The sequence below is a fragment of the Methylobacillus methanolivorans genome (genome assembly GCF_044751345.1).
Lineage (GTDB): Bacteria > Pseudomonadota > Gammaproteobacteria > Burkholderiales > Methylophilaceae > Methylobacillus > Methylobacillus methanolivorans.
This window is the reverse complement of sequence record NZ_JBIWXY010000001.1, coordinates 1,025,509-1,046,132: the sequence shown is the minus strand read 5'-3', so window position 1 is coordinate 1,046,132 and position 20,624 is coordinate 1,025,509. Positions and strand designations below refer to the sequence as shown.

Annotated in this window: 18 protein-coding genes and 2 riboswitches; of the genes, 9 read left to right on the top strand and 9 right to left on the bottom strand. The window is 54.4% G+C overall.

Going from position 1 to position 20,624, the window contains the following annotated elements; all coding sequences use genetic code 11:
• Positions 1 to 179 precede the first annotated feature (179 nt).
• Positions 180 to 1,418, bottom strand: a complete 1,239-nt coding sequence (locus tag ACIKP9_RS04775) for an efflux RND transporter periplasmic adaptor subunit (RefSeq protein WP_400879979.1) — start codon at positions 1,416 to 1,418, stop codon at positions 180 to 182.
• Between the two features lie 83 nt (positions 1,419 to 1,501).
• The gene (locus tag ACIKP9_RS04770) at positions 1,502 to 2,314 is read right to left on the bottom strand and encodes an alpha/beta hydrolase (protein WP_400879976.1); all 813 of its coding nucleotides are present in this window, start codon (positions 2,312 to 2,314) and stop codon (positions 1,502 to 1,504) included.
• Positions 2,315 to 2,584: 270 nt separating this feature from the next.
• Here ACIKP9_RS04770 and ACIKP9_RS04765 point away from each other — a divergent pair, with 270 nt between their 5' ends.
• Positions 2,585 to 3,598 carry a LysR family transcriptional regulator gene (locus tag ACIKP9_RS04765; RefSeq protein WP_400879973.1) on the top strand — a complete coding sequence of 338 codons (1,014 nt, stop codon included), beginning with the start codon at positions 2,585 to 2,587 and terminating at the stop codon, positions 3,596 to 3,598.
• Positions 3,599 to 3,601: 3 nt separating this feature from the next.
• Here ACIKP9_RS04765 and ACIKP9_RS04760 read toward each other — a convergent pair whose 3' ends face one another.
• Positions 3,602 to 4,309, bottom strand: a complete 708-nt coding sequence (locus ACIKP9_RS04760) for a Crp/Fnr family transcriptional regulator (protein WP_400879971.1) — start codon at positions 4,307 to 4,309, stop codon at positions 3,602 to 3,604.
• 229 nt (positions 4,310 to 4,538) lie between these two features.
• Between ACIKP9_RS04760 and ACIKP9_RS04755 the strand changes: the two genes are divergently transcribed.
• Positions 4,539 to 5,183, top strand: a complete 645-nt coding sequence (locus tag ACIKP9_RS04755) for a DUF642 domain-containing protein (protein ID WP_400879968.1) — start codon at positions 4,539 to 4,541, stop codon at positions 5,181 to 5,183.
• A gap of 52 nt (positions 5,184 to 5,235) precedes the next feature.
• Here the strand turns inward: ACIKP9_RS04755 and ACIKP9_RS04750 are convergent, their stop codons facing one another.
• Positions 5,236 to 6,234 carry an LLM class flavin-dependent oxidoreductase gene (locus ACIKP9_RS04750; RefSeq protein ID WP_400879965.1) on the bottom strand — a complete coding sequence of 333 codons (999 nt, stop codon included), beginning with the start codon at positions 6,232 to 6,234 and terminating at the stop codon, positions 5,236 to 5,238.
• Positions 6,235 to 6,501: 267 nt separating this feature from the next.
• On the opposite strand from ACIKP9_RS04750, the gene ACIKP9_RS04745 reads away from it, so the two are divergent.
• Entirely contained in the window at positions 6,502 to 8,058 is a 1,557-nt protein-coding gene (locus tag ACIKP9_RS04745) for a protein adenylyltransferase SelO (RefSeq protein WP_400881860.1), read from the top strand.
• 70 nt (positions 8,059 to 8,128) lie between these two features.
• Here ACIKP9_RS04745 and ACIKP9_RS04740 read toward each other — a convergent pair whose 3' ends face one another.
• Entirely contained in the window at positions 8,129 to 9,580 is a 1,452-nt protein-coding gene (locus ACIKP9_RS04740) for a sodium:solute symporter family protein (protein ID WP_400879962.1), read from the bottom strand.
• A 46-nt stretch (positions 9,581 to 9,626) separates the two neighbouring features.
• Positions 9,627 to 9,731: riboswitch (TPP riboswitch) on the bottom strand.
• Positions 9,732 to 9,836: 105 nt separating this feature from the next.
• Positions 9,837 to 9,943, top strand: a riboswitch (TPP riboswitch).
• 44 nt (positions 9,944 to 9,987) lie between these two features.
• On the opposite strand from ACIKP9_RS04740, the gene ACIKP9_RS04735 reads away from it, so the two are divergent.
• The 4 genes from ACIKP9_RS04735 (at position 9,988) to ACIKP9_RS04720 (ending at position 13,703) form a co-directional block, all read left to right on the top strand.
• Positions 9,988 to 10,773 (top strand): 3-oxoacyl-ACP reductase, encoded by a 786-nt coding sequence (locus ACIKP9_RS04735; protein ID WP_400879959.1) that lies wholly within the window; start codon positions 9,988 to 9,990, stop codon positions 10,771 to 10,773.
• A gap of 10 nt (positions 10,774 to 10,783) precedes the next feature.
• The gene (locus ACIKP9_RS04730) at positions 10,784 to 12,073 is read left to right on the top strand and encodes an LLM class flavin-dependent oxidoreductase (RefSeq protein ID WP_400879956.1); all 1,290 of its coding nucleotides are present in this window, start codon (positions 10,784 to 10,786) and stop codon (positions 12,071 to 12,073) included.
• A 69-nt stretch (positions 12,074 to 12,142) separates the two neighbouring features.
• Entirely contained in the window at positions 12,143 to 13,402 is a 1,260-nt protein-coding gene (locus ACIKP9_RS04725) for an MgtC/SapB family protein (protein ID WP_400879953.1), read from the top strand.
• A gap of 85 nt (positions 13,403 to 13,487) precedes the next feature.
• Entirely contained in the window at positions 13,488 to 13,703 is a 216-nt protein-coding gene (locus tag ACIKP9_RS04720; protein WP_400879950.1) for a hypothetical protein, read from the top strand.
• 55 nt (positions 13,704 to 13,758) lie between these two features.
• Here the strand turns inward: ACIKP9_RS04720 and ACIKP9_RS04715 are convergent, their stop codons facing one another.
• The 3 genes from ACIKP9_RS04715 to ACIKP9_RS04705 all read right to left on the bottom strand — a co-directional run bounded on the left by ACIKP9_RS04715 (position 13,759) and on the right by ACIKP9_RS04705 (position 17,730).
• Positions 13,759 to 16,191 (bottom strand): TonB-dependent siderophore receptor, encoded by a 2,433-nt coding sequence (locus ACIKP9_RS04715; protein WP_400879947.1) that lies wholly within the window; start codon positions 16,189 to 16,191, stop codon positions 13,759 to 13,761.
• A 105-nt stretch (positions 16,192 to 16,296) separates the two neighbouring features.
• Entirely contained in the window at positions 16,297 to 17,283 is a 987-nt protein-coding gene (locus ACIKP9_RS04710) for a FecR family protein (protein WP_400879945.1), read from the bottom strand.
• Positions 17,284 to 17,730, bottom strand: coding sequence for a sigma-70 family RNA polymerase sigma factor (locus ACIKP9_RS04705; RefSeq protein ID WP_400881858.1), 447 nt, complete (start codon positions 17,728 to 17,730; stop codon positions 17,284 to 17,286).
• Positions 17,731 to 17,919: 189 nt separating this feature from the next.
• On the opposite strand from ACIKP9_RS04705, the gene ACIKP9_RS04700 reads away from it, so the two are divergent.
• Positions 17,920 to 18,504, top strand: a complete 585-nt coding sequence (locus ACIKP9_RS04700) for a LexA family protein (protein WP_230347554.1) — start codon at positions 17,920 to 17,922, stop codon at positions 18,502 to 18,504.
• 183 nt (positions 18,505 to 18,687) lie between these two features.
• On the opposite strand, the gene ACIKP9_RS04695 is transcribed toward ACIKP9_RS04700, so the two are convergent.
• Positions 18,688 to 19,251 (bottom strand): hypothetical protein, encoded by a 564-nt coding sequence (locus ACIKP9_RS04695; RefSeq protein WP_400879941.1) that lies wholly within the window; start codon positions 19,249 to 19,251, stop codon positions 18,688 to 18,690.
• A 212-nt stretch (positions 19,252 to 19,463) separates the two neighbouring features.
• On the opposite strand from ACIKP9_RS04695, the gene ACIKP9_RS04690 reads away from it, so the two are divergent.
• Positions 19,464 to 20,591: a porin gene (locus ACIKP9_RS04690; protein WP_400879939.1), complete on the top strand. Its 1,128-nt coding sequence runs from the start codon at positions 19,464 to 19,466 to the stop codon at positions 20,589 to 20,591.
• Positions 20,592 to 20,624 lie beyond the last annotated feature (33 nt).

The window sequence follows — 20,624 nt, the reverse complement described above, 5'->3', positions numbered from 1 at the left end:
GCCAAGGTCTGGAACGCAGAGCGGGTGCGCTTTGAAGCCATGCCCTGCGGGTTGTCCGGTCAGCATAGTCGCTGCAGCGTTGCAAATCCTCGCCGGGTAATGGCCCGACTGTGGTTTGCGCCTTGCATCGCCGACCCTGGCAGGACAACGTACCCTATGAAAAGAGGATGAATAGGCTCTCATGCGTTGACGGCCTTTTGCTGTTTATTGGGTAGGCTGCGGATCGTGTGGACCGCTTCCTCTGCCCGAACCTGGGCCAATGGCGACTCGCTGCCGGGCATGGCGATCAGATGCGGGCTGACCTGGCTGCCGGGACGCACCCGTTGCAGGCCATTGACCACGATGCGTTCGCCAGGCTGCAGGCCGCTTTCCACCACGCGCAGCTCGCCATGGGCCGCGCCTAGCCGTATCTCGCGGTAATTGGCCTGGTTCTGCGCATCGACCACCAGCACGTAGCGCTTGTCCTGGTCGGTGCCCACGGCTTTCTCGTCTATCAGTAACGCCGGGTGGGTGCTGCCGCTGCCCAGCCTGACGCGCGCATACAGCCCCGGCAGCAAGTCGCCCTTGCGGTTGTCGAACACGGCGCGCACGCGGATGGTGCCCGATGCAGTGTCGAGGCGGTTATCGACCGAGCCGATGCGTCCTTCGCGGCTATAGCCGTCCTCGTTCGCCAGACCCAGCAATACCTTGAGCTGGCTGGTGTGCCCGGGCTGGATGAATTTCAGGTAGCTTTGCTCGTCCACCTCGAGCGCCGCGTAGATGTTGTCGGTAGACACCAGCGTGGTGAGCGGTGTGGAGCTCGCACCCGCGGAGACGATATTGCCCAGCGTCACCTCGGCGCGCGAAATCCGGCCGGATACCGGTGCCGTGATGCGGCTGTATTCCAGGTTGAGGCGGGCGGTCTGCAATGCGGCCTGCGCTGCCAGCAATGCGGCCTTCGCCTCCAGCGCCGCGTTGCGCTTTTCCTCGAAGTCGCGGCGGGCAATGGCGTTGTCGCCGATCAGGCGCTCCGCGCGTTCCAGGTCGTGGCTGGTGTAGTCTAGCCGCGCCTCGGCGCCGCTCAGCTGGGCCTGGGCGCGTGCGACTTCCGCCTCGAACGGCCGCGGGTCTATGGTGAACAGCACGTCGCCTTTCTTCACCAGGTCGCCGTCCTTGAAATGGATCTTGGTCAGCGTGCCGGAAACCAGGGGACGGATTTCAACGCGCTCGACCGCCTCCAGGCGGCCTGAATAATCCTGCCAGTCGGTGATGTCCTGCTGCGCGACAACCGCAACGTCCACGGTAGCGGCATTTGTTGCGGCAGCGGTGTCGGCCTGGGCCTCGTGGCTCGCGGGCGACCACAAGATGACGCCGCCCGAGATTGCCAGGGCCGCCGCCAGCAGGGCGGCGAATTTCTTTTGTTGGAGTGGTTTAGACATGATGTTCCTCATCTTCAATGTTGAAATCAAAATTTAGCGCGGCTGACAAAACGCTCCTGTCAGGAGCGCTTCGCTGAGTTCTGTTAGCCGCTGTTAATAGGTAAACCAGCTTGTCCCGCCTGGCGGCGCAGGAACTCCACCACCTCATGCAGCATGGGCTGGTGGGCGGGCAATTCGGCGTGCTGGACGCCGGCAAAACGCGACACCTGGGTAGGGATGCCGGCCTTGATCAAGGCGCTGGCGTATTTTTCCGCCTCGATATGCAGCACGTCGCATTCGGCAGTGGCGATCATGGCGGCGGGCAGGCCGGCAAGGCGCAGCGATTCCAGCGGCGCGACATAGGGGTGCATGCGTTGCGTGCACTTGGGCAGATATTGCCGGTAGCGCTGCGCGCATTGCGCCGCGGTGAGCTCGGACTTGAGCCTGGCGGCGTCGCCCAGCAGGGTCATGCTGGGGTCCAGCATCGGCGCGATCAGCACTTGCGCGGCAATGCTGAATTCTTTCCGGTCACGTGCCATCATGCTCAGGCCCGCTGCGATACTGCCGCCCGCATCGTCCCCTGCGACCACGAGCAGCTTGGCGGCCGCGTTCAGGCGGCGCGCGTTGCGCGCGGCCCATTGCGCCGCGGCATATGCATCTTCCGGCGCAGCGGGAAACGGATGCTGCGGTGCCAGGGCATAGCCGACGGAAAGGACGACGGCAGGGCAATGGTGCGCGATGAAGCTGGCGGGAAAGTCCGCATCGTCGAGGCAGCCCGTGTTAAATCCGCCGCCGTGGAAATACAGCACCAATGGAACGTTGCCTTCCGCCTGCGCGTGACGGTACAGCCGGACGGGGATCACTCCCTCGGGTCCGGGGATGATGAAGTCTTCACGGGAAACGTGCGGTTCGTTCACAATCGGTCTGCATTCGCTGATACTGGATGCGACACATTGTGATCGGTTTGGCTAATTTAATAATCTTCTTAGGCGTGGAAACACTGTTCGTAATTTACAAACAATGGTGTCGGGTGAGTCATCATTATGGGGGTATGAAGTGAGAATTACAGAGCAAATAATCGCATGTATGGCAGTGGACGCCACTATTTATTTTTGAATAATTCCTTAATTTATATATTGATTGTTAGTAGAATGGATAATAATCAACATGTAAATTAAGAAATCTCTATGGACAGGTTCCAGGCAATGCAGGTATTCACCCGGGTGGTGGATGCCAATAGTTTTACCCGTGCAGCGGATAGCCTTGGTTTGCCGCGTACGACGGTGACGACCACCATCCAGGCGCTGGAAGGCCTGCTCAAAGTGCGCCTGCTCAACCGCACCACGCGGCGCCTGAGCCTGACGCCGGATGGAGCTGCCTATTATGAGCGCTGCATGCGTATTTTGGCCGAGGTGGACGAAACCGAGGCATTGTTCCGCGACGTCACACGCGGACCAAGTGGACGGCTACGTATTGATGTGCCTGCCTCGATTGGGCGTCTGATTATTATTCCCAAACTCTGTGATTTTTATACGCGCTACCCTGATGTCGAGCTGGTGCTTGGCATGAGCGACCGCCCGGTGGATATGGTGCAGGAGGCGGTTGATTGCGTGGTGCGTGTCGGTGAACTGCAAGATTCGAGCATGGTGGCCCGACGTATCGGTGCTTTTCACCTCGTGACCTGTGCTGCTCCGCGTTACCTGGAGCAGCATGGTGTGCCACAGACCTTGGAGGATTTGCAGCATCATCATGCGGTGCATTATTTCTCCAGCCGCACCGGGCGGAACATGGATTGGGATTTTGTCGTCGATGGTCATGTGACCGAGGTGAAAATGACGGGTAAGGTAGCCGTCAACGATGGTGAAGCGTATGTTGCCTGTGCACAGCAAGGTTTTGGCTTGATTCAGGTGCCGCGCTACATGGTGTTACCACAACTTGAATCTGGTGAACTGATAGAGGTCTTGCCGCAGTGGCAGCCCTCCAGCCATCCGATTTCAGTGGTGTATTTGCATAACCGGCATTTGTCACCCAAAGTCAGGGCCTTTGTGGACTGGATCGCTGAATTGTTCGGTAATTGCCCGTTGTTGAGCGGTTGCCCTGACAACATGCTGGACAAGGAATGTCACTTCGCGCAATGCGAGCAGGGCAACACCATCCGCGAGATCATTGATCGTAACAACACTGCCGAGGCCGTATTCTAGGCCTCATGCATTCAGCAGCGCAGCGTATTCCTGGCGGACGACCTGATAGCACTCGCATGCCATGCGCTCCAAGCCGGAGCGGTTCAATACGTGGATATGCCCCCGGCTGTAACTGATCAAGCCTTGCCGCTGTAACTTGCCAGCGGCCTCTGTGACGCCTTCACGCCTGACGCCCAGCATATTGGCGATCAGCTCCTGCGTCATGATCAATTCGGTTTTCGGTAGCCTATCGAGGCTGAGCAATAGCCAGCGGCAAAGTTGTTGCTCCAGCACGCAATGACGGTTGCAGACGGCGGTCTGGGTGATTTGCGTGATCAATGCTTGGGTGTATCGCAGGAGTAAATGCGCAACGGCATGGCTATGATCAAAAAGATGCTTGAGCGTGCTGGCACGGATGCGATAGCCATACCCTGCACTTTGCACCACGGCACGGCAGGATGAGGTGTTGCTGCCCATGATCACAGGCGTGCCCACCATGCCTTCACCACCGACGACGGCAATTTCTGCTGATGCGCCGTTTTCCATCACGTAGAGCAATGACACGATAGCATCGGCCGGGAAATACACATATTTCAATACCTGCGCCGATTCGTACAACACATCACCCAACTGCATGGAGTATGGCTCCAGGCTTGCTATGAGTTGCTCCTGATCTACCAGTGGTAGTGCATTGATCAAGGTGTTGTGATGTGGGGTGAGCGGTATATCCATATGGCCTCCAGCCAAGGTGCTGCAATTCAGTATATGCCGATCAATTTAACCTTGAGCGCTCAATTTCCCTGTATTAGTCCGATTGGGCTAATTTTCCTATAAATCATTGAGTTATGTTCGGTATCGCACAGTGGCGAGTGTAGCTGCCATGCATGCTCATTCAACCTGGCGCTCATAGCTGGGCTTATGTAATTTTCTTAAGCATGTCTAATGTGAGAAGGAAGAGAAAATGAATAAATTGACGATGGTAGCTTGTGGAGCACTACTAGCTGCAAGTAGCGGGGTAAATGCAGCGAATATCGTGGTGAATGGTAGTTTTGAGGCCGATACTATTTCGGGGGCCTATGAGCAACTGGCTAATGTGACTGGCTGGGAATCTACTGGGCAGTTTGAGATACAGCGAGGCAGTGATCATGGTGGTTGGTCAGCTTTCAATACTGCATACGATGGTGAGCAATATCTGGAGCTCAACTCCACTGCATTGACATCGGTGTGGCAGGATTTGTCGACAACCACAGGGCAGCTTTATAACTTGAGCTTTGCCTATTCAGGCCGTTCTGATACTCCGGGGGGACTGAATAGTGCACTGGAAGTGTATTGGGGTGGGAGCCAGGTGGTAGCAACCTCAGTCACCTCTCACAGCGGGTGGGTGGTCTATAATTTCAGCAATCTGGTAGCGTCCAATGCGCTTACCACGCTCAAGTTCACTTCGATTGAACCACAGAATGCACCTTCCTATGGTTCTTTCCTCGACGGTGTGGTGGTCACCGCAGTACCAGAGCCTAGCACCTATGGCATGCTGGCATTGGGGTTAGGCGTGATGGGCTTGATCAGCAGGCGCAAACGCCAGCAGGATCAACATCACCTGTATTAACATTAACATCTAGTGGTATACATGCCCCTGGCCAGGCTTTTGCCTGGCTTTTTTATTCTGCGGACAGTTGTTCGTGAATGGTGGCAACGGCACGATATGATTGCAAGCGTACTGCGTGGTCAAACACATGGCCGGTCACCATTAATTCGTCAGGCATGAGGTCTTTCAGTAGTTTCCTCAACCCGGCCTTTACCGTGGTAGCAGAGCCCACCAGCGAGCAAGCCAGCATGCGTTCGACGCTTAATTTCTCGGCAGGTGTCCAGTATTGCTCAATATCATCTACAGGCGGTGGCAGTTGGCCAGGCGTGCCACGATGCAGGTTGGTAAAGCCTTGTTGTTGCGAATTGAACCAATAGCGTGCTTCCTCATCGGTATCGGCCACTAGGATATTGGCCGTGACCATGAAGTAAGGCTTATTCAACGAGGCTGATGGCTGGAAATTGCGGCGATAGGTATCAAGTGCCTGTAGCAGGAACGTGGGTGCAAAATGCGACGCAAAGGCAAACGGCAGGCCGTGTGCTGCGGCAAATTGAGCGCCATATAAGCTAGAACCCAATATCCATAGGGGGATGTTTAATCCTGCTCCAGGGACTGCACGGATGCTTTGACCCGCTTCAGGCTGGGCAAAGTAATGCTGGAGTTCTGCGATTAAGTCTGGAAAATCCTCCCCGTGGGCATGTAGGTTGCGTCGCAAAGCGCGTGCAGTGGTCATATCGCTACCAGGGGCGCGACCCAGCCCAAGGTCGATGCGCCCAGGGTATAGGGATTCCAGCGTGCCGAATTGCTCGGCAATCGCCAGTGGTGCATGGTTGGGTAACATGATGCCGCCAGCGCCGATGCGTATCGCCTTGGTGTGGCTGGCAACGTGACCCATCACGACAGAAGTGGCTGCACTGGCAATGCCCGGCATATTATGATGCTCTGCCAGCCAGAAGCGCCGATAGCCTAGCTGCTCTGCCAGCTGGGCCAACGCGACGGAGTTGCTGAAGGCCTGTGATGGCGTGCTACCTTGCACAATGGGGCAGAGATCAAGAATGGAAAATGGAATCATCGCTTTTCAATATCCAGGTGGATGTTACAGAGACATTGCCATATTCCCATGGTTCTGATGAAAGTAATGCTAGCTCAACAATTTCTGTGGGTAACTTTGTGGGCAGCATGCGCATGAGCTAGCTAAACGGTTGTTATGTCATATGGAATTTGCTATTGCCTATTTATTGTGCAATGCCTACCAACTTAATTTATCTCAGCAGAGAACATACAATAGGCAACGCTGTCATTCTGTATGACCTTTGATAATGAAATCCCCATTGTGATGATGCCTACTTTTGATAACCGTTTCCTGCGGGATTTGCCGGGTGACCCGGATACTACTAACCAGTTGCGCCAAGTGTATGGTGCCTGTTGGTCACGTGTGATGCCCACCTCGGTATCGGCTCCCAAGCTGCTGGCTTATTCATCCGAGATGTTGCAGGCGCTGGGCTTGAGTGATGAAGACATCAACTCACCAGCCTGGGTGAATGCCTTAGGCGGCAATGGCCTTATCCCCGGTATGGAGCCTTATGCCATGTGCTATGGCGGACACCAGTTCGGGAACTGGGCCGGGCAGTTGGGCGATGGTCGTGCGATCAGCCTGGGCGAGGTAGTAAACAGCCAGGGCCAGCGCTGGGAGCTACAACTCAAGGGCGCGGGTGTGACACCCTATTCACGCATGGCGGATGGCCGTGCTGTATTGCGCTCATCGGTACGCGAATTTCTTTGCAGCGAGGCGATGCACCATCTTGGCATCCCGACGACGCGTGCCCTGAGCCTGGTGCAGACCGGCGATGTCGTGATTCGCGATATGTTTTATAACGGCAACCCGCAGGCGGAGAAGGGGGCGATCGTGTGCCGTGTATCGCCCTCATTTATCCGCTTTGGCAATTTCGAGATTTTTGCCATGCGCCAGGATAAGCAAACGCTGAAAACGCTGGTGGATTTCACCATCAACCGTGATTTTCCTGAGTTGGCTGATTTCCCCGAAGACGAGCGTTTAGCCGAGTGGTTTGCCATTGTCTGTGTACGCACTGCGCGCCTGGTTGCACACTGGATGCGCGTGGGCTTTGTCCATGGCGTGATGAACACCGACAATATGTCTATCCTTGGCCTCACTATTGATTATGGCCCTTACGGCTGGGTAGATAACTTCGACCCCGGCTGGACGCCCAACACCACTGATGCCGCAGGCCGTCGTTATTGCTTTGGTCGCCAGCCCGAGATTGCGCGCTGGAACCTGGAGCGACTGGCGCAAGCATTGTATGCCTTGAAGCCGGAGCGGGAAATTTACGACGAAGGCCTGATGCTATTCGACCAGGCTTACAACAAAGAGTGGGGTGCCGTGTTGGCCGCCAAATTTGGCTTTAGCCAGTGGCGCGATGAATATGAGCCTTTGTTCACTGAAGTGTTCGATCTCATGACCCAGGCCGAGATCGACATGACCGAATTTTTCCGCAAGCTGGCCTTGGTTGAAGCGACCCAGCCGGACTTGGGCATTTTGCAAAGCGCGTCCTACAGCGATGCACTATGGGAAACCTTCAAGCCCAGGTTCAGTGATTGGCTCAAGCAATATAGCCAGGCGACGGTTGCAGATGGACGTGACCCAATAGCCAGGAAGGACGCCATGAACCGTGTCAACCCGCGTTATGTCTTGCGCAACTACCTAGCGCAACAGGCCATCGATCTAGCAGATGCTGGTGATAACAGTTTGATAGAAGAATTGTTGGAAGTGCTGCGCCACCCTTACGATGAGCAGCTAGGCAAGGAGCGCTTTGCTGCCTTGCGCCCAGATTGGGCCAAGCACAAGGCCGGATGCTCGATGCTGTCTTGTAGTTCCTGATTCAATAACTCAACACAATATCAAGGGCGAGCTCAGCGATGTTCAATCGTTGCGTTCGCCCTTTGCGTTATTAGAGTTGCTCTTGATCCAGCCTGCGGCTTGCATGTGTCAACGAAGCAAGCTCGAAGTGTTCCTTGCGACGTTTGAGCAGGCGGGTGAGAGTAATGATTGCTACGGGGGTCAAGGCCGCCAGCAGGAAGGATTCCAGCAAGTGGGTCGCTGGTTCATTGGGCATGGGGAACATGGACAATCCTGCGATCAATCCTGCGATCGTGCCCATCACCGCTTCTCGCCCGGTATGCGAGCGGCTGAACAGGCCGAAAAAGACCGGGAATGCCGCAGCCGAGCATAACAGGTCGGCGAGCAGGAAGAGATAGAGCACGCTGTAGCCCTGTGCAGCAACGATTAACACCGGGATAGCGACCAGCAGCACCAGCCAGCGCGACAAGCGCATCAAGCTCGGAGCGCTACGCTTGGGCATCACTCGCCCGATATCCACAGCCACAATGCTTGAAATTGCGCTGATCGCGCTATCTGCACTGCACATTACCAGCGATATGCCGAGTGGAATGAGGGCAATGGCCAGCCAGAGCGGGATATTGGGCATGACCACGCTGAATAGCGCGACCGAGCTATCGCCTTGTGGTGTCATCGCCATGAAGGCCAGGCCAAACAAGCCCATGATGAAGATGAATGGCACGACTAGCAGCCCACCCAGCAGAAAGCCGTTGCGCATGGCGGGGATGTCTTTGGCAGAGTAAATGCGTTGCCAGTTGCCTTGATGGAAGATGCCGGTGAGCAGGATGGCGACGAAGAAGGTCAGCCCGGCCTTGATGCCGCCAATATCGTGCAGGTCGATGAGCTGCGGTGCGGTTTCGCGTAGCTTGTCCATGACAGGCATGACGCCACCGGTAGCTTTCCAGCCAATGAATACCAGCGCTGCCAGCAGCGGGATGATGATGACGATCTGCACCTTGTCGGTGAAGATAGAGGCACGCAAGCCACCATAAGTGGTGTAGAGCAACGTAAAGCCGAGCACGATGGCCGCCGTGGCCCATAGTGGCACTGGCGCAAGGATGGTCACCATTTTGGCGATAGCTGTGATCTCTGCACTCATGGCGATAAACAGGTAAAACAGCATGATGCTGAGTGCGAGCAGATACATTGGCTTGCCATAACGCGCGATGAGAAACTCGGTCAGGGAGTGACCATTGGGCATGAGCTCGCGCATGCGTTTGCCGAGCGGGATCATGGCGATGCGCGGTGACATCGCACCAAGGGCATAGCCGATGACCGCGGTAAGGCCGCCCCAGGTAGCCGCTTGGGCGGGCGAGAACAGTATCCATGCACCGAGGGAAGAGGCGAGTAGCACCATGACACTGGCAACCGAGCCTTGGCTGTTGCGGGCGACGATGAATTCTTCAAGATTACCGCGATAACGGCGTGAGTAAGCCATGCCAAGAATGGCAAAAGCGGCAGCGAAAAAAACCAGCCAGGCGAGCGTGGCTTGTGTACTGAGCATCTTGTGGTGACTCCTGTAATCAACGAACGACAAGGAGTACGCAAACCCGATGCGGTACTTCCTTCCTTTCGCCAGCATGATCTGGATCAAGTGTTAAGGGTCATGGCCCATTGCCATTTCTCAGCCGTGATCGGCTCCCCCAGGATTGAACAGGCCAATAGCAAGTGGCCGTTCTGGTGCCGGATTATAACGACTTTCATCATGATTTTCACAATGCACTGGATGTGAAGCGTTCAAATTCCGTGCTATGGTTCAACCTTTCGGCACGGGGTGCCCTGGTGGAATGGTTTCTACAGGGCTGAGAGCAAACCCGTAACACCTGATCCAGATCATACTGGCGGAGGAATGCCTGTCGCAGCCCTGACTGCGGTGTCTTCCTTTGCCATGATTTACTGCAAAGGAATGACATGAACAATCCATCCGCCCCACAACTCCGTATTCAAGACCAAGTCGTGCTCGTCACCGGTGCTGCGCGTGGCCTAGGCCAGCATATTGCCCGTGCCTTCCTCGACCAGGGTGCAAGGGTTGTCATCAATTATCTGCATAGCGAGGCCGCCGCGGCCAAGCTCGTGGCTGAAGCGCCTGAACGTGCATTGGCGATAGGCGCGGATGTGTGCGATGCAGCCGCTGTGCGTGACATGCTGGAGCAGGCCCAGGCACATTTCGGCCTGCCAGTGACCACGGTGGTCAACAATGCGCTGCCAGATTTCAAGTTCAATGGCGATGCCCGAGCGCATGCTGCCGATCTTCGCTGGGAAAGCCTGCAGCAACAGTTTGATGGGGTGGTGAAGGGCGCGTTGAATACTGTGCAGGCGGCCTTGCCTGGCATGTGCGCGCAGGGCTGGGGCCGGGTGATCAATATTGGCACCAATTTGTTCCAGAACCCGGTCGTGCCTTATCACGATTACACTGCTGCCAAGGCGGCCTTGTTGTCACTCACACGTACCCTGGCACAAGATCTGGGGCCGGGCGGCATCACCGTGAATATGGTGTCGGGCGGCTTGCTGCGCACCACCGATGCTTCTGCTGCCACGCCAGAGGCTGTGTTTGACCTCATCGCTGCCAGTACACCATTACGCCGCGTAACGACACCAGAAGAGTTTGCCGATGCGGTGCTGTTTTTCGCCTCGCCCTGGTCGCGTGCCGTGACGGGGCAGAATCTCGTTGTGGATGGTGGCTTGGTCAAGAATTAGGGCTGCGGTCATGATGCACATCAATTTATTCCTGTTCGGCTGCGGCCACCACAACGCTGCCTGGCGCCACCCGGATTCCCAAGTCGAACGCCTGGGTGATATTCGCTATTACGAGGAAATGGCGCAGCTAGCTGAGCGCGGCAAGCTGGACGCGGTGTTTTTTGCCGATGGGCATGCGACCAATAACATCACGGATGGGCCGCGCTGGTTCCTCGAACCAGTCACCATGCTGACAGCCATTAGCCGTGCTACCAAGCACATCGGCTTGGTGAGCACCATTTCCAGTACTTTTTTCACGCCATTTCATGCCGCGCGGCTGATGGCATCGCTTGATCATATTTCCGGCGGGCGTGCAGGCTGGAACGTGGTGACGTCGATGTTTGATGTCGAGGCGAGGAACCATGGGTATGAAGCCATGCCGGGCCATGCTGAGCGCTATGCACGGGCTGAGGAATTTATCCAGGCGGTATTGCAATTGTGGGATAGCTGGGATGATGGCGCCTTACTTAATGACCGTGCAGGCGATTATGTCGATGAAAGCCGGGTGCGGCAGATCAATCACCAAGGCGCGCATTTCCTCGTTGATGGCCCCTTGACCGTGCCGCGCCCACCGCAAGGTAACCCTGTGCTGTTCCAGGCGGGCGCTTCCGATCATGGCCGCGCACTCGCCGCGAAATATGCCGAGGCGATTTATGCCGTGGCCTATGACCTGCCGTCGGCCCAGGCCTATTACAGCGACGTCAAGGCCAGGGTCAAGACTGCCGGGCGGCAAGTGGATGTACCTATCTTGCCAGGCCTGGTGACCTTCATCGGCTCAACTGAGGCCGAGGCGCGTGCCAAGCAGCGTGCGCTGGATGAGCTATTGCCGGCAGAAACATCCCTGCGGCAATTACAGTTGTTCATCGATCAGGATTGCATGAATTGGGAGCTGGATGCGCCAGTGCCCCCCTTGCCACCGCTGGAAGTCTTTACCGGCCCCAAGGGCCGTTATGCCACTGTGCTACGCATTATTGAGCGCGAAAAGCCTACCGTGCGCCAGCTATTAGGCCGCTTGGCGGCAGGGGGAGGGCATTGCACCATGGTTGGTACGCCAGAGCAGGTGGCTGACCAGATGGAACATTGGTTCCGCAATGGCGGTGCCGATGGCTTTAACCTGATGCCACCGATGCAGCCGGAAAGCGTGCAGGATTTTGTCGATCACGTCATTCCTATCCTGCAGCAGCGCGGCCTGTTCCGCCGTGATTATGAGCATGCCACCCTGCGCGGTCATCTCGGGCTGGCCAGGCCAGTGCGCGTCTAGCATTGTCTTGGTGCCAGAGGGCGCTGGCTCTTGGTATCATGCTCGCAGATATAACCGGGAACCTAATATATGCACCAGGCTTTTGCCATCGATACCATGCTGCACCTGCTCATCGCACTGGGTGCCGGGCTATTGATTGGCGCTGAGCGCGGCTGGCAAGAGCGCGATGAAAACGACTCATACCAAAGCGCAGGCATCCGCACCTTTGCCTTGACGGGCTTGCTGGGCGGCTTGAGCACTTTGCTGGGGCAGCAGATGGGCATGGCCGTCTGGGTGACGGTGCTGGCGGCATTGATGCTGGTGGTGGGCATTGCCTATGTTGTGGATGTGCGCCGCACTGGTGACCATGGCATCACCAGCGAATTGGCCTTGCTGATTACCTTCCTGCTGGGCAGCCTTGCCTTGTCTGGCTACGTGATGCTGGCGAGCGCTGGCGTCGTGGTGGTGGCCTTGCTGCTCAGCCTGAAAAACGTATTGCACTCCCTGCTCAAGCGCTTGAGTGAGGCCGAAGTTTCCGGTGCGCTCAAGCTGCTGTTCATCTCCGTGGTGATGCTGCCCGTATTGCCGAACGAGACTTATGATCCCTGGGGCGTGTTCAACCCTTATACCACCTGGTGGATGGTGGTGCTGATCGCCGCCTTGAGCTTTATTGCCTATATCGCCATTCGCCTGACTGGCACACGCTATGGCCTGATGTTGACGGCTATCCTTGGTAGCCTGGTGTCTTCCACCGCCATGACGCTTACCCTGTCACACTTGTCGAGCAAACCATTGCAGAATGTATTGTCAGCAGGCCTGCTGGCGACATCAGCCTTGATGTTTCCACGTGTCTTGCTGATTGTGGCCGCGGTGAATATTTCCATATTGCCGCATATTGCCTGGCCATTGAGTGTGATGTGTTTAGTGTATCTTGCCGGGGCAGGGGTGTTCTGGCTGCGGGCTATCAAGGAAGAGCCAGCCAATGCAGAAACACCACTACGCAACCCCTTTGAGCTACGGCCAGCCATCCGTTTTGCCTTGTTGTTAAGCCTGATCTTGTTCCTCGTCGAGGCGGGCAGGCGCTACATGGGGGATGCTGGTGTTTATCTGGTCTCTATCCTCGCTGGTCTGACCGATGTCGATGCCATCAGCTTGTCTTTATCGCGTAATGCCTTGCACGAGCTGGGGATGAACGTGGCGACGCAGGGTATTGTGCTGGCCGTGGTCAGCAATAGTGTGGTGAAGGCCGCACTGGTCGGTGTAGTGGGTGGCAAAGCATTAGCTTGGCGTACTTATCCCGTGATTGGTGTCGCTTTGGCCGCTGGTTTATTAGTGATGTTGCTTACCTGAGAAGTGGCTAGATTGTTCACGGGAAAGGCAATAAGCAGGCAGGAATTTGTTATCATGCCGCCCTTTTTTGCATAAAGGAACACGCATGGCAGACAATCAGAAAAAAGACAACAAGACCAATCTGGTGATCCTTGATCGCCCCATGATCTCGGTAGAAACGACAGAGTATAAGGAAGTCAGAATCACGGTGATTGGCATGGATGGCGCGATGGAAAACATTCGCCAGCAGGAGCTTTTGTTTCCCTTGGAATGTGCGGAGCAGGTGGCGCAGTTTTTGTTGCAGCTGGCTGTAAAGCAATAACAAATGACACATTCACTCCTACTTAATGTTGGCAAAAGCAGGAGTGAATAAGCTATTAGAAGCTGTATCGGGCAGTGGCGATGACACTGCGGGTATATCCCATTGTGCAGGCCCCCCAACCGCAAACTGTATATTCCTTGTCAAATAAGTTATTAGCGTTAAGCGCAAAATACCAGTGCGAATCATGGTGGTAATTCAGCATGGCATCGACTTGGGTATAAGATCGATTGGTGTAACTTTCGCCCCAAGGATTTCCGCCATTGCTTTCCCCTGTATAGCGCACACCTGCGCCAATACCAAGGCCTGATAAAGGTCCGGTGGAGATTTTATAATCCAGCCAAGTTGAAGCAGCTTTGCGTGGCACATAGACTGGGCTATCACCTTTATTGCCTATGCCGATACCATCGGTCTTGGTGACTTTTACGTCGTTATAGGTCAGGGCTGTGACCAGATTCAGGTTATCCAGCAACTGCGTTTTGATTTCCAGTTCTGCACCACGTGAGCGGATCTCTCCAGTTTGAAAAGCCCCTGTATTGGTATAAGTCACTACATTTTGTTGGGTGATTTCAAATACAGAAAAGGTATACAAATCCCGGCTGTTGTGCGGCATGTAACGCAATCCTGCTTCGTATTGCTTGCCAGTCGTCGGCTTGAAGGTTTTGCCGTTACCATCGACCCCAGCACTCGGGTTGAAGGATTCTGAATAGCTGGCATAGGGAGCAACACCATTGTCGAATATATAAGCGACACCTGCACGATAGGTGGTTGCTTGATCTTCCTGTTTATCTTGCTTAACGCCATTCAGTTTGTCGCTACCGCTGATGTCAGCCCGGTCCCGACGGCCACTCAGGGTGAACACCCAATGATCTCCAAACTTGATTTGATCTTGCAAATAAATACCGGTTTGCTTGATAGCGCTAGCTGTGACAGACGTATAGGCAGGTCGTGCAATATGTCGGCCATAGATCGGATTGCTCAAGTCCAGGTTATCGGCTGGGTCGACAGCAGAGCCATTACTCAGCGTATAGGCAGAGCGTTGAAAATCTACCCCAAGCAGCAGGGTGTGAGATAGCATGCCAGTATCTATCTTGGCTTGCAGGTGGTTGTCCAGTGCAACACCATTCAATTGCTCGTCTATATAGCTTTTGCTGCGACTGAGCAATGTACCGGTCAGGCTTTCTGCCCCCATTCGTGCATATTGAAAATCCACTTTGCTGGAACGCAGGTTCTGCCTGAATGTCCAGGCGTCGTTGAACGCATGTTCAAATAAATAGCCGATGGAGTATTGTTTACGTTCATTCTTGTCGTAGCGATAATCTCCAATCATGATGTCAGTAACTGTGGTCGGCGATCCCAGTTGTGCGGATACGCCAGTTTTTGCATGCAAATATTCGGCTTGCAATGTCAGGCTGGTTTTTTCTGAAGGGCGCAAGGTGATGGAGGGTGCCAGCAGTTCCCGATTGTCCTGGCTACGATGGCCGGTATCATATTTATACGGAGTTTCGCTATCACGTACCATGCCGATGATGCGGTATAACGCCGTGCTATCACTATTCAGTGGACCACCCATATCCAGGCTGCCCTGGTATCGGTTGTAATTGCCGGCCTGGATTTCCACTTGCTGTACCGGTGCTTCGCTGGGACGCTTGCTGATTTTATTGATAACACCGGCGGGTTCACTTTGACCGTATAGAACGGAGGAAAGGCCTTTGAGGACTTCGATACGCTCCACCGTATTGATGTCGGTGGATAACCGGCTCCATAGGCCATTAAACTCTCGTAGGCCATCACGGTACATGCCGGTTGTTGATGGGTCAAAGCCGCGGATAGTGCCAATGTCGAAACCTGGCCGTATGTCATTACCATAGTTTTCGCTGATCACTCCTGCCGTATAGCGCAATGCATCGCCATCCCGCTGCACATTTCGCACAGTGAGTTCGTCACGGGTGATAATCGAAATAGATTGCGGATTTTCCAGCAAGGATGAATCGGTTTTTGTTGCACTGGTTGAGCGTTTTGCCACATAGCCTTTTATCTGCCCAGTGGCTGTTTCATGCTCGCCAATTGTATGTACGCTGATCTCTGGCAATGTATTGCTGGAGTTGGGTGTGGATGATTGGTTGATGCCATTCACTTGACTGGCTTTGCGTAGACGATAGCCACCGTTTTCTGCTGCTACTACTTCCAGTCCGGTTCTCAACAGCAATGCTGATAACCCCTGCTGTTCCGTGAATCGACCTTGCAGGCCTTGGCTCTTGATGCCAATTGTTAGCGCCGGGTCGATGGCGATCATGCGGCCGGTGATGCGGCCGAACTCGCCTAGGGCTGAGTCCAGGGTGCCTGCGGGAATATCGTATTGTTGGGCTGTCGTATCGGCTTGCTGCTCTGCCGCATGCAGGTGCGGCATGGCGCAAATGCTGGCACTTAAAGCCATGCTGAGCAGAATAGCGTGTGTGATTTTTTTCTTGGTAAATGGCATCGCGGCCATGTGGTTCTCCCTCTGGTTCAAGTTTGCAATGGCACCGTGAACAGGTGCTTATGATTTACTTGATGCGTAGCAAACGAAAACCTGCCAGATGAGAACAGGAATTTTTTATAAATGATGCAGAGTGATCCAATAGCGAGTGAAGTACTGTATCCGTAGCGGCAGGGTTTCTTGCAGTAATCCGATGACGGCGAGGGTGTCGTCGATGGCATAGGCGCCGCTGACGAGCATATTGGCGGCATCGTCGGCGCAGCCCAGCTTGCCGCGATGGTAGCGGTTGAGTTCGGCAATGAACGCGAACAAGGGCATGCGTTCCACGACCAGCATGCCGGAGGCCCAGGCCATGCCGTGTTGATTGAGCGTGATGGGTGTGGCGATCTCCTGGCCGGTGAATTCGGCCTGCATCCCTGCGGCAAGGAATTGGCTATTGGCGCTGTTGCGGGGTTGCAGGCGCACCGCGCCTTCGGTCACCATCACGCGGGTCGGCGTGTGGTCTTCGTGACGCACGCTGAAGCGCGTGCCGATTGGGGTAATCGTGCCGTTGCTAGTCGTAACCACCATCGGCCTTGGGTCTTTTGCCGTGGCGATGAGGATTTCGCCATGATGCAGGGTGATGCGCCTTTCATGGTCGAGGAATTGCACATCCAGCGCGCTGTCGGTGTTCATCAGCAGGGAGGTGCCGTCCGCCAGGGTGAGCCGGCGTTGTTCGCCGACGCCCGTGCGTTGGTCTGCCATCCATGATGTCCATGGCAATTGTTGCCATGCCAACAGGCCGCTGCCGCCCGCGATGCTGATGCTGGCGATGGATTTCAGCACCATGCGGCGCTGCTTGCCGTTGGCAGATAATAAGGCTTGGCGCGCAAGCGGCGCTGCGACGAGATGGTTGTTGGCTTGCAGGTCAGTTGCTAGCCCGGTCATGCGTTGCCATGCAAGCTGATGCTGCTGGCTGGTATGTAGCCAGGTCTGGTGTTCCATTTGTTCATATGGCGATAACTCACTGGATTGCAGCCGCATCATCCAGGTCGCGGCTTGCTCGATGATGTCTGCGGGGATGTTGCTGTTGTCCCCGTTCATTGGGGTGAACAATCTATTCATCTAGCTTGCGTCAGTCGAGTACACAGCCTGATAGCAGTGTTGGAACCCCTTGATCATGGCTTTCTGCACTACATTGACCGAAACGCCCAGCTGCCTTGCAATATCGACATACTTCATGCCATCGAGCTGAGACATGAGAAAAATTTCCCGTGTACGGGCCGTTAGGCCTTCTAACACCCGGCTGATTGCAGCCAAAGCCTCCACGACCAAGGCCACGGTTTCAGGCGATGGGCTGGTTGCCTCGGGTTGCGAGGCAAGCGCGTCGAGGTAAGCCTGCTCCAAGGCATAGCGTCGGAAGTGTTGTGCAACCAGGCGGGTGGATACGGTGGTCAAGTAGGCTTTCGGCTCGCGTAGTTCATGATATTGGTTGGCAGCCAGAATACGCGCAAAAGTGTCCTGAGCGAGGTCGGCGGCCTGTTCCATATTGCCAAGTTTTCTGCGTAGCAGTTGTACCAGCTAGCGGTGGTGTTCTTGGTAAATGCTATGTAGAGGATGGGGCGCAGGCGGCGTGCTTGGGGAGTTCATAATGCATACAAATGATAATTAATATCAAGTTTAGCAGATGGGATTCACCCATGGAAAATTTAACAAAACAGGGGTTGACATTTTGTACGATCGTACAGTAAATTTTCATTCATGGGACAAGACAAAGACTTTGAATACCTGGGCAAGATCCAGGACTATTTCGCCGAGCACAAGACATTGCCGACGTTTAGCCATGTCGCGCAATTGCTTGGGTTCAAATCCAAGAATGCGGTGACATCGTTCGTGGCGCGGCTCAAGTTACAGGGCTTCCTCGACTATGCGCCTGACAAGCGGCTCAAGCCTGGCAGGCGCTTTTTCGAGCGTATCCTGGCTGAGAGCACGGTACAGGCCGGGTTTGCCACACCATCATACGGCGATACCCTGGACACGATGGGTATTGATGATTACCTCATCGAGAAGCCTTCGCAGACCATCCTCATCACCGTGCGTGGTGACTCGATGAAGGACGCCGGGATTTTCAATGGCGATGTCGTGATTGTGGAAAAACGTCCTTTTGCCAATCTTGGCGATATTGTCGTGGCTATCCTCAACCGGGAATTTACGCTCAAGACTTTGGGTAAGGAGGATGGGCAGTTTGTGCTGATTCCTGCCAACAAGGATTTTCCGGTGATTCGCCCCAATGGTGATTTCGAGATTTTTGGGGTGGTGGTGGGGCAGTTCCGCAAATATAGCTAAGTCCACATGTAAGTGCACATGGCCTAAGCCACTCTGTATTACGCCTCAAATGATGCCGCTGCCTAGAAAATAGGCAGCGGCATTTCTCTTTATTGCATCAGCAAGTTAATTTTGCCATCCCCAGACTGCCCACAAAGTTATGCACAGATTTTGTGGGGCGCTGTGTATAGGCTATTCACTGGCTTACTGCGCCTGTAGCGCTTTCCAGCCCAGTTCCCTCATGCAGAGCAACAAGCCTCGGCTCGCTTTTGCCGTGGTACCTGACATATCAGGCTGGTGTTCTGGCCCCAGCTTTGCCACGCATTGCTGGATATCAGCCTTGAGGTTGTCTGCACCTTTGCCCATTTTCCACCATGAGCTAATAGTAAACATATCCAGAGGGCTCTTGGGTGCTGGTGCCGGTGTTTCTTGTGTCACCCCGGTTTTTGCGTCGGCAGCGATTGCCACAACAGGTGCCGGTTTCTGCACTGTTGAGATATCTCGATAGTCATTCTTTAGTGATGCCTTGATGACGGGGTCATCATCATCCAGGTTGTCCTGTGGGTTGTGGAATATCCAGCCATTGTTTTCCATGCATTGTGCAAATGCATTCCCTTGCAGGCCTTGTGCCTGGCATGCATTTTTTGCCGTGTTGAGGTCGTGTACGCCAGCGCCTCTTTTATATGCAAATTCACCACCGCATCCTGCCAATACCAAGCATAGAGTCACGGTAGCTGGAATTGTCGTTATTAATCCTTGATTATTCATGTATTTTTCCATATTTCCCATGCCAGCCCCGGCATAGGCGTTGATTGTCGACGAGGCCAAATTACCATGCGGCCTGATTCTGGCATGTACGCAATATGACGTATTTAAGCCGACCCCCTCAATCGCTAATCTGGCAACACGAAAGATTTGGCGGGTAGTTCACCGTTCGGTTTGATGGTTTTTGGTGAAACTTAAACAAAGGGGTAAGGGAAATGAAATTCAAGATGAAGAAGTGTGCGCTGTTGGTGGCACTGGCAACCTCTGCTGCATTGCCATCCATGAGTTCACAAGCTGCTGGCACGATCACTTTTGGTGAAGATAAGTCAATCAGTATCGGCTTTGGCATGATCGGCAGTTTTTCCAGTGTAGAAAACGGTGCTGCCAACGGAAGCTCTCGCTCCAATGATTTTGATCTGAATTCCGCTCGTATCATGATTTCTGGATCGTTAAACAAATATATCAAAGGTATCCTGACCACTGAAAAGGATATCGCTGGTGAAGGTTTCCAGGTCATTGATGCTGCCGGCATTATTGAATTGACACCTAACTTCAGTATCTGGGCTGGTCGCTTCTTGTCTCCAAGTGATCGCGCCAACATGGCAGGTCCTTACTATTCACTGGGTGGTAACTACTGGGCAAGTATTGCATCACGTTATGGCTTTAATGGAGGCTACATTGGTCGTGATGATGGTGTGGCTGTGGTTGGTAATCTTCTAGAAGGACGCTTGAACTACTCCTTCGGTGTATTCGAAGGCAATACTGCATTCAAGATAGCACCAGTTGCAGGCCAAGTTGCTTCTGTACGTGGTTCGGATGGTCTGATGTATGCCGGTCGCCTCCAGTACGATTTTTGGGACCTTGAGCCAGGTTACTACGGTACCGGCAATTATCTTGGTACCAAAGACATTCTTGCTGTCGGTATTGCTGGTAGAACCCAGAACAATGGTGCTGTATCCGCTGCCGAACAAGGTAAGTACAGCTCTTACAGTGTTGACTTCCTACTTGAGAAGAAAGGCGTAGGACCTGGCGCTCTGTCATTGGAAGCAGCCTATTACGACTATGACACCGATGATGTCTTCCTGAGCGAGCAAGGTAAAGCTTATTCCGCTGGTGCTGGCTATATCTTCAATGAAAAGGTGGGTTGGGGACAATTCCAGCCATTCGTTCGCTACCAGAAATTCAATGCAGATTCGAAGATCGATATCAAGAAATATGACCTAGGCGTTTCCTACATCATTGATGGATACAACGCGCAGGTTAGTGGGTTCTACTCGAAGCAAAGCACCACGAATGTTTCTGATATTGACAGCATCGTGTTTGCGCTGCAGTTGCAATTCTAGTTGGGAATGGCCGCCATTCCTAAATGGAGTGAC